This window comes from Parabacteroides sp. FAFU027 (assembly GCF_022808675.1).
Classification (GTDB): domain Bacteria; phylum Bacteroidota; class Bacteroidia; order Bacteroidales; family UBA7332; genus CAXXIC01.
This window is the reverse complement of record NZ_JAKZKV010000010.1, coordinates 26,686-40,650: the sequence shown is the minus strand read 5'-3', so window position 1 is coordinate 40,650 and position 13,965 is coordinate 26,686. Positions and strand designations below refer to the sequence as shown.

The following is a 13,965-nucleotide window of genomic DNA, read 5'->3' as shown; positions in this document are numbered from 1 at the left end:
CCTTTTGTAAGTTTATAAATCGGGACGAATTTTCCCTATTTGAATCAACTGATTATTTTTTATATTTCAAAGCTTCAGGAATAGCAGCTTTGATTCTAGCGATACGAGTTTCATCCGAAGGGTGAGTACTCATAAATTCCAATGGTTTCTGGCTGCTCATTTGCGACATTCTTTCCCAGAATGGAATTGCCTGGTTCACATCGTATCCGGCCATCGCCATAAAGATAAGTCCCATCTTGTCGGCTTCTAGCTCTTGTTTGCGGGAGAATGGCAACATCACCCCATACTGAGCTCCCAGTCCATATACAGTCTGAGCCAACTGAAGGCTTTTCTCCGATTTACCGGTCATTGCCGCACTCAGAATATTACCTCCGTATTGGGCAACCATCTGTTGGCTAATACGCTCATTACTGTGTTTGGCAATAGCGTGCGCTACTTCGTGAGAAAGCACAACCGCAAGTCCGGTCTCATTTTTAGTATAAGGTAAAATGCCTTCATTTACCACAATTTTTCCACCAGGCATACAAAAAGCATTGGGTACCGAGTCTTTTACCAAATGGAATTCCCAGGAAAAATTGGCGATTTCAGCCTCCATCCCATTGGATTTGAGGTATGATTCAACTGCTGCGGCAATATTTTTGCCCACTTTCACCACCAATGCAGTATTGGTTTTACTGGTTGATGCTTTTGCCGTTTTCATATAGTCGGTAAACGACTGACTACTTAAAGACAAAACTTCGGCATCTGATACCAGCAATAACTGTTTACGCCCAGTCAACGGCACGCTGCTACATGCAGTAAGCAACACCAGGGCTGCAATAAATGAAGCAAACTTTTTCATAATAACTTTTGATGTTAGGTTTATCTGAAAATAACTATGCTATTTCCAAGTCAAATATTTCTTTCAGTTTAATTAACTCAGGATTTATATTCATCATCGCTTTCAGCTTTTCCTGCATGCTGTAGGCTTTCTGACGTTCATTGACTTCATTCACCCGGATATGCATCTGAATAGATGTATTCTTAAGCTTATTCTTGAGGTAGGTCACCATCGTTGTGGCATCCTGCTCCAGAATTTCCACTTGCTGGGGACCATCCACTGCGACTTCAAATTGATAATTTCCCTTCAATAAAGGACGGGCTGTCTGCATTGTTTTCTGCACCAAAATATTTTCAACGGTAAGACTTTGTGCATATTCGTTCCAGGCCAGAATCAACGCTTCATTATCAAAGGGCGTGTTTAGTGAAACAGATGGACCGCTTTGTTGGTTCAGACCAGCTGAGTCATCTTTTTTATTAAATCCGTTTTTGATAGAAAGTCCCGGCATCCGCGTACTTTGTCCCGCCGGCTTTGGTGCGGGAGGTGCAGGTGTCTGTGTCTTGGCAAAAGCAGGTGGCGGTGGTGGTGGCGGTGCTGTCACTTGCGGAGGAGGAGCAACCGTCAACGTCTGAACCGGCGCTGCACTTTGAGGACGTGCCTGTGGATGCTGAGCTTGTGCCGCTTGCTGAACAGGCAGCGAAACCGGATTTGCAGCGATAGGTTGAATATCACGCTGTACCGGTTGTGGCTGTACGGGTTGCAATATCTGGCAAAGACGAATCAATGTCAACTCCACCAGCAATCTTTTATTCTTACTAAGTCGGTAATTCAGGTCGCACTCATTACTGATTTCCAATGCTTTGTAAAGGAAAGCATTCTGGCACTTCTGAGCTTGCTGGGTATATTTCACTCCAATGGCCTCTCCTACTTCAAGCAAAGGTAACGTCTGTGGGTCTTTTGCAACAAGCAGGTCACGCAAATGCGAACTCATTCCCGAAATAAAGTTCTGGCCTTCAAACCCGCGATTCAGCACCTCATTGAAAATCAGCATCGCATCAATTACATTTCCGCTTAGAAACGCTTCCACCAACCGGAAATAATAATCGTAATCAAGGACATTCAGGTTATCAATCGTTGCCCGGTAAGTTATATTTCCACCGGTGAAACTAACCACCTGGTCAAAAATCGAAAGTGCATCACGCATACCTCCATCAGCTTTCTGAGCAATAACATTGAGCGCTTCAGGTTCGGCTGTTACACTTTCCTGTGAAGCAACATATTGCAAATGCTCCACGATATCATTGATACTGATCCGGTTAAAGTCATAAATCTGACAACGGGAAAGGATAGTTGGAAGAATTTTATGCTTCTCTGTAGTTGCCAGTACGAAAATGGCATGCTTAGGTGGTTCTTCCAATGTCTTCAGAAAGGCATTGAAAGCCGACTGCGAAAGCATGTGCACCTCATCGATGATATAGACTTTGTATTGTCCGATTTGCGGCGGGATACGAACCTGCTCAATCAGCAAGCGGATATCATCCACCGAGTTGTTGGATGCCGCATCCAATTCGTGAATGTTATAGGAACGTTGCTCGTTAAACGACACACAGGACTCGCACTGATTACAGGCCTCACCTTCAGCCGTTGAAGTAAAGCAGTTAATCGTCTTGGCAAAAATACGGGCACAGGTAGTTTTACCCACACCACGCGGTCCGCAAAAGAGGAAAGCGTGAGCAAGTTTTTTAGTAATGACGGCATTTTTCAGCGTTGTGGTAAGCGCATATTGACCTACAACAGTGCGAAATGTGGCCGGGCGATATTTTCGGGCAGATACAATAAAATCTTCCATATTCGATTTGAGTCTTTAGCTGCAAAATTAAGAAAAAAACCCGACTCTATTTTTATAAGCGGTTCTTCGAAAATAATTTATCTTTGCAAAAAGTTCAGGTATGAAACGAGCATGAACAAAAGTTCATCAAAGAGCATGACATTATATGCGATACCGATAGCTATCGGCACCATATGTAGCCAAAACAAAGAATATAAATGACTATGAAATTCAAGGAGACGAAATTCTTTGCTTTTATCAAAAAATTCGGCAAATATCACATCACCATTGCGATATTCCTGTTTATTATTCTGGTCTGGGATGAGAATAATATTTTCAGCCGAATCATGCTGGACAGGAAAATCCACCAACTGAATGGTGAAATCGAGCATTACGAAGGAATTATTAAAGAAAGTTCAGACCGCCTGAACGAGCTGAAAACCAACAGCGATAATCTCGAGAAATTTGCCCGGGAAAATTACCTGATGAAAAAGCAAGACGAAGATATTTTTATTGTAGAAGAACAACCTAAAAAATGAACAAACCCATCAAAGTCTGGATGTTTTACATCGCAGCAGTTTTAGTGCTAATCTCAACAGCTCTGTTTATTACCAAATGGTTTTATGCCCCTTACCTTTTTGCTGTCGGGGCATCTGGAATGGCAGTTTACTACCTGTCCTCTCCTTATCAGGGAGAAAACACCCGACTGAAAAGATTGCATCGTTACGAAGTATTCACCGCAATCCTGTTAGTGGTTACCTCTTACCTGATGTTTAAGAATCAAAAGGGATGGATTGTAACGCTCTCCATCGGAGCTTTTCTCCAATTATATACGACATTTGTTTATAGTTGGGAAGAGAAAAAAGAGAAAGAATCAGACAAATAAAAAGGAAAGGCTGCCTCTGTTTAAAACAAGAATGCAGCCTTTTCTTTTTTCATACAATTGTCAATAATCAGCGTCTCAGACCAGCAACAATCCCAGCACGAAAAGCAATCCGAACAATAAGAAATTCCGGGACGACTGTCCAAGTATCTTATTCAGCTCCCGCCCGTGGTCAATACGCGCCATTTCCCGCAATGTCATAAAGTGAGGGTATAGAAAAGGAAAGGTTATAAGACCTATCCAGCTGTTGCCCATACTTTCATAACATATACCTGAAAGCAGACAAGCCGCTACGCCGGTAAATGCGTACAAAGACTTTCCGAAACCCTTTCCAAAAAGAACAATCGTAGTGTATTTATTCGTTTTACGGTCAGTGTCCACATCCCGGTAGTTATTACTGATAAGAATATTTATAGACAACAGCCCCATAATAGCCCCAAGCAACCAGGCCTCCGGGGTAAAATGTCCGGCTTGTACGTAATATGTAAACAACACTGGGACAAACCCAAAGAAAATCACCACAAAGATATCTCCCATTCCATAACGTGACAGTGGATACGGCCCGGTGCTGTACAAGCAGGCAAATACCACGCAGGCCAATCCCACCAACACCATGTTCCAACCACCATAACTAATCAGGCCAATCCCAAACAAACAAGCCAATCCCAAAGCGATAAAAGTAGCCCTCAACATAACCTTTGGTTTTACCCAACCCGAAGCCACAGCACGTGCCGGCCCGAGTCTCTCTTCGGTATCCACACCTCCTTTATAATCGAAATAATCGTTAGCAAAATTGGCCGCAATCTGCGCCAGCAAAGCAAACATGAGACAAAGGAAGGCTGCCAATGGGTTGAAATCACCCACTTTCCAGGCTAAAGCAGATGCTGTAAATACAGGCATCAGGGCTGCGGGTAACGTTTTTGGACGGGCTGCTAAAAGCCAGATTTGTAGTTTTGTCATAAATGTATAGAAGTTGTATTTGCACAAAAAAACCGGTAAATACCGGCGATCTTTATGAGACAAAGTTAAGACTTTTGTCCAACTTGTAGAAATATACTGCCATCTACCGTAATCCGAAATCACATCTAATCAACCACACTCAATCTTATGTTGGAACTCTCCGGTAAATTGAACAACCATTCCAGCTGACAACCAATCCCGATCTAATCTGTTAGATATAGAAATCATTGTTTCACCAATAATCAAAAGAAAATGGAACCCACAATTGCTAAGAAAGGCCCATACGCCGTAGATGTAGAAACTGGAAAGAACTATCATTGGTGCGCCTGCGGTAGGAGCCAAAACCAACCTTTTTGCGATGGTTCGCACAAAGAAACAGGCTTTACCCCTGTAGCCTTTGCTCCTACCGAAACTGGCAAAGCATTTTTATGCGGATGCAAACATTCAAACAACAAACCCTTCTGCGACGGCACGCACGCTAAGCTGGAATAAGTTACTAGGTAGATATCCTGACAAGAAGGTTAAAGACATTTTCCTGAGGAGTCATGATCAAAATCTTTGCTGTATTTGCCCAAAATGGGCAAATACAGCAAAACATATCAAGTTATCCAAAATGCAAGACGGATAGTATTGATAGAAAAGACGAACAATATCAGTGCATCCCCTGAACTGACGTTCTGTTTATATCATTTTCTTCTGCCACGTTCCCCTGCGCATATAGCCATAACAAAGTACCAGAAGAACAATCCAATACATATGTTCCGTCGTCCAGCACCAGGCAACCGAAGCCCGCTGAATCATAATCAGCCACCACATGTAGGAAACATACACAATGATACAAAGTACCTCCACCCACATCGCTACGCGTGTACTCCCCGTTCCGCTCATGGAATTAAAGAAGATGCTGCTGACTGCGGCCAGAAACAAAGAAGAGGTCAGCACCAGCAACGGGTAAACCGTATCGCTCATCAACGACAGGTTATCGGTATAAATCCGGATAAAGGGTTTCGGGAAAATAAGAATCGCAGCAACAACAGGCAGTAAGACATAGATTGCCAGACGGATTATCCGCCACGTCAGTTTCATCACCTTATCAGCCCCACCGGCCCCAATCTGATTACTGACCAGGGTATTGGCAGTCGTGCCGAAGGAAAGTATCGGCATCATCATTATCATATAAAGGCTACGGACAATATTTGACACCGCCAGCGAACGTTCTCCTAAATGTTCGATTCCGATAAAGAATATAAACCAGGTGGCGATTGCCAGAAAAGACTGAATCATGGTATATATCGATACCGATAGGATATGCCGGATTACATCGGAATGCAGACGGATTGTAAAGCGAAGATTGTATTTATCCACATCAACTTTCCTCAATGTATAAATCACTATAAAAAGCAACGCTACACCTTCTGCAATCACCGAAGCGAGGGCAGCTCCCCGGATTCCCATCTGTGGAAAACCGAAATGGCCGAACACCAGAGTGTAAGCGAGAATAATATTTACAATTGCCATGGTGACTGCATTCCAAATCAGAATCTTTGTCTGTGTAATGCCGATATACAAAGCACGGAAAAGACTATTGAGGAAAATAAAAAGTAACCCGAAGATACGGATATCCAGAAAAGCCGATGCAGCCTGATATACTTTAGGAGACTTCAGCACCACGTGCAATAAGGGCGAAGAAGCCGACTGTACCAACAAAATCATCGCAAGAGCCAACACAATCAGGAAAACCAGGCCGTGATTGAAAATCTCCCCGATTTTGTGAAACTGCTTTTCCCCGTTCCGGCGGGCAATCAATATCTGCGAGCCGATGCTGAATCCCAGTCCAATCATAAAAAGCGACATATAAAAGACGCCACCCAACGCCGAAGCGCCGAGCTCCACCTCTCCCACCCGTCCCAGAAAGGCGGTATCCGTCACGTTCACTACATTTTGCGCGACATAACTCAGGAAAATGGGATAAGCTACTTTTATTATCTCTTTATTGGAATACATGAAATGTGATTTTACAACTAAGGCACTGAGGACACAAAGATACACTAAGTAACCGTATATTTCTTAGTGTTTCTCCGTGCTCTTAGTGCCTTAGTGTTTAAAAAGTACGGGCATAAAAAAAGCCTGACAGTGCAGGCTTTGGAGTTATTTTACTAACTTGTTGTCAGAATCAGGGAAAATAATAGAAGGCTGGAAGCTCTTCGCCTCTTCAAAGTCCATCTGTGCGTAAGATACGATAATCACGATATCTCCCGGCTGGGCTTTGCGGGCAGCAGCGCCATTCAGACAAACGGTTCCGGTACCGCGTTCACCAGTGATGATGTAGGTTTCGAGGCGTTCCCCGTTGTTGTTGTTTACCACCTGAACTTTCTCTCCGGCAATCAGATTAGCAGCATCCATCAGGTCTTGGTCGATGGTGATGCTTCCGATATAGTTTAGGTTTGCATCCGTGATAGTTGCTCTGTGAATTTTTGATTTTAATACCTCAATTAACATGTCAAAATCGGGTTTTGTTACTCGGTTTAAGGACGAACCTTTCCATAGATTATATTATCAATCAGGCGAACCTCACCACAGAAAACCGCGATGCATCCTACAGCCTCTTCCGTATCGCTCCATTGAGAAATGGATTGCAACGTACGGGCATCCGCAATATCAAAATATTCTACCTGAAGTTCGGGAACCGTGTTCAGATAAGAAACCGTTTCGTCAATCACTTCCTGAACGCTTTTTCCGGCGGCAAAGTTACGACTTTTAAATAAAGCCTGCGAAATTTCCACTGCATTTTTTCGTTGCGTTGGAGTTAAACGCGTATTCCGGCTACTCATCGCCAATCCGTCAGCTTCGCGCACGATGGGACAGGCAATGATTTCGATATCATACTTCAACTGTTTCGCCATTTCGCGGATGATGGCCAGTTGCTGGAAATCTTTTTCGCCGAAATAGGCTTTGTGTGGAGCCACCGCATCAAAGAGCTTGCTTACAATCTGCGCCACTCCGTTGAAATGACCCGGACGGCAAGCACCTTCCATCACCGTTTCCAGGGATCCGAAAGCAAACTGACGGGTATCAGGCTCAGGATACATTTCCTCTTCCGTTGGAGTAAAAACGATATTGCAACCTGCTCCTTCCAGCAGTTTACAGTCAGCTTCCAGCGTGCGCGGATATTTTACAAGGTCATTCTTATCATTAAACTGGGTAGGATTCACAAAAATGCTTACTACCGCCACGTCATTCTCACTGACGCAACGTTTTACCAGTTGCAGGTGTCCGTTGTGTAACGCGCCCATTGTAGGAACAAAACCAACCGAACGCCCCTCTTTTTTCTGCAGGCCAATCTCCTGCTGCAATGCTGAGATGGATTGAATTATCTTCATGTTTGTATTCTTTATTCCCGGATTACTTATTTAATCAACAAATAGACTGACAATTAAGCATTAATCGCCTTAGAAATTCCGGTTTTGCGGGCACAAAATAAGTAATAATCTGTCAAAACGAGGGTATTTTAGTACACTAAATTTATTTCTAATTTCCCCCGACCGGTATATCCGTAGCGATGCCTGTTTACGCTTTTCTATCCCGATTGTGAATTGTAACGAGATTTTTACTCCATGCAAAAAGCGATTCGCCTAAAATATCTCTATCTTTGCGCACTTAAAACAAAGCAGTAAACATGGTAAAAAATGGCATTTTGGTTATTATAAATCCCCGCTCGGGAATCAGATTAAAACCTAACATCGCAAGACTTACCCGTTCTGTATTAGATAAAGAAAGATTTGACATCAATATAAGTATGACCGAATACGCGGGTCATGCTACCGAACTGGCAAAGCAGGCGATTGCAGATGGAATGAAATATGTAATTGTGGCGGGCGGCGACGGTACGATAAATGAGGTGGCAAAAGCATTGATTCACTCCGAAGTTGCTATGGGAATCATTCCTATCGGTTCGGGGAACGGTCTGGCGCGTCACATTGGAATACCGTTGGTGATTCGCGAAGCCCTTCAGATAGTCAATAATGAAAAGGTGGAGAATATTGACTACTGCGAAGCAAACGGTCACCTCTTTTTTACCACCTGTGGGGTCGGATTTGACGCCCGTGTCAGTTATAAATTTTCCAAAGGCAAACACCGGGGAGGCATCAATTACCTCCGCAGTATGATGACCGAATACCTGAACTACAAACCGGAAACATACGAGCTGGTCTTTGAAGATGAAAAGCGTAAAGAGAAAGCCTTCCTGATTACCTGTGCCAATGCGTCGCAATACGGCAACAATGCATTTATTGCACCGCAGGCCGACCTGAAAGACGGTATGATGGATGTGGCTATCCTGAAACCCTTTACTCCGCTCGATATTCTGCCTATTTCCCTGCAACTTTTCACAAAGAAAATTGACAGCAACAGCAAAATCGAGATTATCGAAACACCGCAACTGACCATCCATCGTGAAAAGGCCGGAGAGATACATCTGGATGGCGAGCCGATGTGGATGGACAAAACCATCGTTATCAAAACCATTCCCGCAGGGCTGAAAGTGCTCGTTCCCCAAAACCGGAAAGAGATGGACCACCCGCTTCAGGTATTGTTTGGTTTCATGTTCCAACAAATCAAAACGGTACGAAACTTCGTTGAAATCTGACATCAGAGAAGTAGATTGGACCGTATTATTAGAAAAACGATATTTTCAATTATCTTTGTTCGTAGTTTAAAACCCTAAAATATTTCGCTTTGAAATTAGATAAAACGCCTTCCGAATGCAGTAGCAAAGAAGATATCCGCGCTCACATTGACATCATTGACCGCGAAATCATCACACTCTTTTCCCAGAGATTCCAGTATGTAAAGGAAATCGTAAAATACAAAACCGATGCAGCCAGCGTCGTGGCCGAAGATCGCAAACAGGAGGTTATCCGCGTAAGAGGACAATGGGCCGAAGAGCTCGGTCTCGAAAAAGAGGCTTTTGAAAAAATATATGCTATCCTCATCGAGTACTTCATCAAGGAAGAGATGAAGATACTGGGACACAAGTAGGGAGTGAGGGAATGAAGGATTGAGGGATTGAAGGAATTTGAGAATCTCAATTCAAAATAAATCCGGCAGTTCTTTCAGCTTCTGCAAGAAATAATGAACAATGAAAAATTCACATAATATGTATCTGGAAAATATCAAAGTAATGGACTGCACCATCCGCGACGGCGGATTGATGAACAAGTGGCAGTTTAGCGACGACTTCGTCAGAGGCGTGTACAACGCGTGCGTGGAAGCAGGCATCGACTATATGGAAATCGGCTACCTGAGTAGCGAAAAGGCTTTTGACCGCAATGAAATGGGTCCGTGGAAATTCTGCCACGCCAAAGACCTGGAGCGTATCGTGGGTAAAAACGAGACTAAGCTTAAACTTTCAGCGATGGCTGATATCGGTCGCATCGAATTGACTGACATTCCTCCGGCTTCTGAAAGCGTGCTGGATATGATCCGCGTAGCATGTTACGCGCATCAGGTGGATAAAGCGGTTGAGCTTGCTCACCACTGCATGGACAAAGGCTACGAGACAACCATCAACCTGATGGCGGTATCGACTGTAGGCGAAGTGGAACTCAACGAAGCGTTGGCGGATATTGCCAAATCGCGCGTTCCGGTCTTCTATGCAGTAGATAGCTTCGGCAGCATGTACAACGATACTGTTTCACACCTGGTGAATAAATACAAAAACGCTCTTCCGGGCAAAGAAATCGGTATCCATGCGCACAACAACATGCAACTTGCGATGGCAAACACCATTACTGCCATCCAGGAAGGCTGTACCATGCTCGATGCTACATTAATGGGCTTGGGCCGTGGCGCGGGTAACTGTCCGATCGAAATCCTGATTGCATTCCTCAAAAATCCGAAATACCGTCTGTTGCCATTGCTTCAGGCCATTCAGGATCACATCCACCCAATGCAGAAATCCATCGACTGGGGTTATCACATCCCTTACCTTATCACCGGGGCGCTTAACCAACACCCACGCAGCGGTATGGCATGGATGGATTCGGATCAGAAAAATGATTTCGTGACTTTCATGCGTTCGATGCACGATAACGAACTCCTCGAATAGGAAACTCTCATAAAGGAAAAAGCTGCTATAAGTCATTGTAGCAGCTTTTTTATTCTCATCTTCTTGTTTTCAGAAAATAATATCCGGGACCAAGATTGAGGTGAAACGCCCAGTTATAGGTATCCACCGAAATCTCATTTTGATTGAGACGGGCATATCCGAAGGTCGTCTTTGCCTCCAGATTCACAAAGAAGCGTTCCGTGATTTTCAAATGTTGTGAATATCCCATCTGTATCGCCAATCCCGATGGCACGTATCCCTCTCCAAGCCAACCGCGATTTTCATCGAATTCTACCCCGCGAATGATAAATTCCGGATGTGCTACCACCATCCCTATCCCGGCACGAAGGATATTACCCCGCAGATCAATCCCCCGGTTTAGGATCAACATATTAAACCCGTGGGAGATCGCAAATCGTGTTATTTCACTATTCGGATTCTCGAGGTAAATCTTGTGATGAATAAGTTCAAGCTCCCATGAATAGTTTTCATGCCAGCGGCTCAGGCGGAAGTCATAGTAATAAGGAACCTCAAGGGGTTCTGTGCGATATTTGGCAATAAAGCTAAAGTCGGGTTGATTCGTTTGGTGTATGACAAGGGGTAAAGGGATATTTGCTACCACTCCGCTCTGTATCTCCAGAGAATATGAGGATTGGGAAAATGCAACCGGACAGAAACCGACTCCTATCAACGCAAGTAATGCAACTTTCAAATGAAAGTTATGATACGAAATGGATTCACTTTTCATGGCAGGTAGATTTAATGTTGGGACAAAATAAAGAGACCAACATTATTATAACACCTTTCTCTACATCAATGTTTCTGCCTGTCTATTCATGCTGATGAGCCTTGATAAGGCTAAATACATCAGCTCCCGCTCTACATCTTCAAATAAAACGCCTTCGTAAGAGAGATAAACTCTTCACTGTAATGATGGCGAGCCAACTCTACCAGTAACTCATCTTGTTGCAATTCGCGCTGCACATTAGAATAGGAAACCAGCAATCGTTTGGGCGCAGCGCCCGGCTTGGGGATGACAAAGGTCTTGCGGACAGGAAAAAGAGCCGCTGACTGAGCAATTGCGTCCAGCTTCTGTTCAACATCCACCGGCACCACCAGCGAAATCAATCCGCCATCATTGAGCAAACGTGCTGACACGGTGAGCAAATCATCATACGACAGGGAATCGGTATGACGGGCAAGAGTGCGTTGCTTATCCGGCGATTGCAGGGAGAGATCAAAATAGGGAGGATTGGAGACAATCAGATCAAAGCGCTGTTCCGGTTGAAAATGCAGGATATCGTTCTGCACCACCTCTACCCTATCGGCAAAGGGTGATTCCGCCACATTCTCCGCAGCTTGCGCTGCTGCATCTTCATCCAATTCTACGGCAATTACCGAAGCAGCATTTCGCTGTGCCAACATCAGGGCAATAAGTCCGCTCCCCGCACCAACATCCAGTACCCGCATTCCTTCTTCGACAGGCGCCCATGCCCCGAGCAATACCCCATCGGTGCCGACCTTCATCGCACATCGGTCATGATGGATTGTAAACTGCTTAAACTGGAAATAGGGATTGGCCATGATTGTTGCTTTATGGAGTTTGAGGTGCAAAAGTAGCAAAAAGAGGCCAGAATCACAGGACACACTCCATTTCGATCAAATTGCACCGATTTTCCTTCAAAAAAAGCACCATTCTTGGCATAAAAACACTATCACACTGATTTACTGCAAAATACTATATACCTAAAAGGGCTTAGACTTTTAGTCAAAGGCCTTCGACTAAAAAGAAATAGGCTTCAACTTAAAAGAAAAATGGTTCTTCTTTAAAGAAATATGCTTTGTCTTAAATGAAAAAGCCTTCGACTTAAAAGAATAGGGTTATGACTTAAAGGAAATACGTTCCATCTTTAAGGAAAAGAGTATCTTCTTAAAGAACCAAGCTTACATCTTCAGAGAAATCTGTATTTCTTTTAAGTCGAAGCTCATTTCCTATAAAGAAATGAGCTTCGACTTATAGATGAAAACCGTTGATTTAAAGAAGATGAACATTTCCCTGAAGGAAACAGGCATTTCTTTAAAGCTGAAAGCTATTTCCTTCAGGTAACTCACTATTAACTTTTGGGAAATAGGTATCGACTTAAAATCAATTACCATCATTTTAAAGGAAATCGACATTATATCGCGTCATATCTTTATCTCTTATATATAAGAATAATAACTTCAATAAAACAGCTATTCTTCTCTAAGAGAATGTGATTACAAATTATACAATATTCCCCTCCCTCTTCCAGGACTCATAACACACATAGAGTATCGGTATTGACTAATTTGCATACATCCTCCGCTTCTGAATCCTCTTCAAATATCTTATTATACATAAACAGTCAACTTATATCTTAAATAGATATATTACTCATTTACTGATATATAGAATTACAACAAAATAATTTTCACAATTTACCCACTCAACCTTAGTAATATATTCAAATTTATTCATTACTATTGCAAATGTTTATATACTACTATTATTAATCACAAATGACAACTATTAGACAATTCTAATCAGATTAATAAATTTCAAATTCAAAAAATATGAGTAGACCAAAGATTCTCAATAATCTTGAGAAATTAAATGATTCAGCGTTGAGCACAATGGCTCAACATATCATTAATTCTTTGACGGGAAATTCCTATTTCCCTGCGCTCACCCCATCTTTAGATGAGGTTACCACCGTAAAAAAGGAATTTGATGACAGCCTCATAGCCGCCCAAACGGGTGACAGAGTTAAGATAGCCATCAAAAACGAAAAACGGACTAATTTGATCGATATTCTTCATCGCCTGGCGCGATGTGTAGAGATGGTTGCTAATGGAAACCGTTCCATTTTGTTAAGTTCTGGTTTTGAGGTAAGCAAAGAACGTAGTTCTACAACCGAACTTGAGATTCCGGAAAACCTTAAAATCATGGACGGTAATGCAAGCGGCGAAATTTATGTATGTTGCGACAGCGTACAAGGAGCAAGGAGTTATGTCTTTGAATACACTCTCGATCCATTGGCGAACGAGAGCTCGTGGACAAGCCAGACGACTACAAAATCCGAATTTATCATCAAAGGACTGATTCCGGGAAAGAAATACTGGGTGAGAGTTATTGCCATCGGCAGCAACGATCAACGCACTGTTTCAGCACCGGTTTCACGCTATGCTTAGTAATTGTTCGGTAAGAGACATTCTACGGTTAATAATGAATTGATATAAACAGGATACGACCCGGTAATACAAGTTATCGGGTCGTTGATTTGATAATGAGGGAATAATTGATAACCTCGGGCAACTATCGTTCATAAATCATCTAACGCGACAAG

The 13,965-nt window shown here is 43.1% G+C and carries 15 protein-coding genes; 7 read left to right on the top strand and 8 right to left on the bottom strand.

Annotated elements, in window-relative coordinates; all coding sequences use genetic code 11:
• Positions 1 to 52: 52 nt before the first annotated feature.
• Positions 53 to 841: a M48 family metallopeptidase gene (locus MLE17_RS14470; RefSeq protein WP_243349427.1), complete on the bottom strand. Its 789-nt coding sequence runs from the start codon at positions 839 to 841 to the stop codon at positions 53 to 55.
• Between the two features lie 34 nt (positions 842 to 875).
• Positions 876 to 2,669: a DNA polymerase III subunit gamma/tau gene (locus MLE17_RS14465; protein WP_243349426.1), complete on the bottom strand. Its 1,794-nt coding sequence runs from the start codon at positions 2,667 to 2,669 to the stop codon at positions 876 to 878.
• A 197-nt stretch (positions 2,670 to 2,866) separates the two neighbouring features.
• Here MLE17_RS14465 and MLE17_RS14460 point away from each other — a divergent pair, with 197 nt between their 5' ends.
• The gene (locus MLE17_RS14460; RefSeq protein WP_243349425.1) at positions 2,867 to 3,187 is read left to right on the top strand and encodes an FtsB family cell division protein; all 321 of its coding nucleotides are present in this window, start codon (positions 2,867 to 2,869) and stop codon (positions 3,185 to 3,187) included.
• The gene (locus tag MLE17_RS14455) at positions 3,184 to 3,534 is read left to right on the top strand and encodes a hypothetical protein (protein ID WP_243349424.1); all 351 of its coding nucleotides are present in this window, start codon (positions 3,184 to 3,186) and stop codon (positions 3,532 to 3,534) included. The genes MLE17_RS14460 and MLE17_RS14455 overlap by 4 nt, the downstream gene beginning before the upstream one ends.
• A gap of 75 nt (positions 3,535 to 3,609) precedes the next feature.
• On the opposite strand, the gene MLE17_RS14450 is transcribed toward MLE17_RS14455, so the two are convergent.
• Positions 3,610 to 4,491 carry a 1,4-dihydroxy-2-naphthoate polyprenyltransferase gene (locus tag MLE17_RS14450; RefSeq protein ID WP_243349423.1) on the bottom strand — a complete coding sequence of 294 codons (882 nt, stop codon included), beginning with the start codon at positions 4,489 to 4,491 and terminating at the stop codon, positions 3,610 to 3,612.
• Positions 4,492 to 4,743: 252 nt separating this feature from the next.
• Between MLE17_RS14450 and MLE17_RS14445 the strand changes: the two genes are divergently transcribed.
• The gene (locus MLE17_RS14445; RefSeq protein WP_243349422.1) at positions 4,744 to 4,983 is read left to right on the top strand and encodes a CDGSH iron-sulfur domain-containing protein; all 240 of its coding nucleotides are present in this window, start codon (positions 4,744 to 4,746) and stop codon (positions 4,981 to 4,983) included.
• Positions 4,984 to 5,172: 189 nt separating this feature from the next.
• Here the strand turns inward: MLE17_RS14445 and MLE17_RS14440 are convergent, their stop codons facing one another.
• The 3 genes from MLE17_RS14440 to panC form a co-directional block, all read right to left on the bottom strand.
• Entirely contained in the window at positions 5,173 to 6,495 is a 1,323-nt protein-coding gene (locus tag MLE17_RS14440) for an MATE family efflux transporter (protein ID WP_243349421.1), read from the bottom strand.
• A gap of 144 nt (positions 6,496 to 6,639) precedes the next feature.
• Positions 6,640 to 6,990, bottom strand: coding sequence for an aspartate 1-decarboxylase (gene panD / locus MLE17_RS14435; RefSeq protein WP_243349420.1), 351 nt, complete (start codon positions 6,988 to 6,990; stop codon positions 6,640 to 6,642).
• A 26-nt stretch (positions 6,991 to 7,016) separates the two neighbouring features.
• Entirely contained in the window at positions 7,017 to 7,871 is an 855-nt protein-coding gene (panC, locus tag MLE17_RS14430) for a pantoate--beta-alanine ligase (RefSeq protein ID WP_243349419.1), read from the bottom strand.
• 296 nt (positions 7,872 to 8,167) lie between these two features.
• Here panC and MLE17_RS14425 point away from each other — a divergent pair, with 296 nt between their 5' ends.
• The 3 genes from MLE17_RS14425 to MLE17_RS14415 all read left to right on the top strand — a co-directional run bounded on the left by MLE17_RS14425 (position 8,168) and on the right by MLE17_RS14415 (position 10,597).
• Positions 8,168 to 9,136, top strand: coding sequence for a diacylglycerol/lipid kinase family protein (locus MLE17_RS14425; protein ID WP_243349418.1), 969 nt, complete (start codon positions 8,168 to 8,170; stop codon positions 9,134 to 9,136).
• Between the two features lie 89 nt (positions 9,137 to 9,225).
• Positions 9,226 to 9,528: a chorismate mutase gene (locus tag MLE17_RS14420; RefSeq protein ID WP_243349417.1), complete on the top strand. Its 303-nt coding sequence runs from the start codon at positions 9,226 to 9,228 to the stop codon at positions 9,526 to 9,528.
• Between the two features lie 100 nt (positions 9,529 to 9,628).
• The gene (locus MLE17_RS14415; RefSeq protein ID WP_243349416.1) at positions 9,629 to 10,597 is read left to right on the top strand and encodes an aldolase catalytic domain-containing protein; all 969 of its coding nucleotides are present in this window, start codon (positions 9,629 to 9,631) and stop codon (positions 10,595 to 10,597) included.
• Positions 10,598 to 10,652: 55 nt separating this feature from the next.
• Here MLE17_RS14415 and MLE17_RS14410 read toward each other — a convergent pair whose 3' ends face one another.
• Entirely contained in the window at positions 10,653 to 11,345 is a 693-nt protein-coding gene (locus MLE17_RS14410) for a hypothetical protein (protein ID WP_243349415.1), read from the bottom strand.
• Between the two features lie 131 nt (positions 11,346 to 11,476).
• Complete coding sequence (locus MLE17_RS14405) at positions 11,477 to 12,181, bottom strand: tRNA1(Val) (adenine(37)-N6)-methyltransferase (protein WP_243349414.1); 705 nt, start codon at positions 12,179 to 12,181, stop codon at positions 11,477 to 11,479.
• A 1,011-nt stretch (positions 12,182 to 13,192) separates the two neighbouring features.
• On the opposite strand from MLE17_RS14405, the gene MLE17_RS14400 reads away from it, so the two are divergent.
• Positions 13,193 to 13,810: a fibronectin type III domain-containing protein gene (locus tag MLE17_RS14400; protein ID WP_243349413.1), complete on the top strand. Its 618-nt coding sequence runs from the start codon at positions 13,193 to 13,195 to the stop codon at positions 13,808 to 13,810.
• Positions 13,811 to 13,965 lie beyond the last annotated feature (155 nt).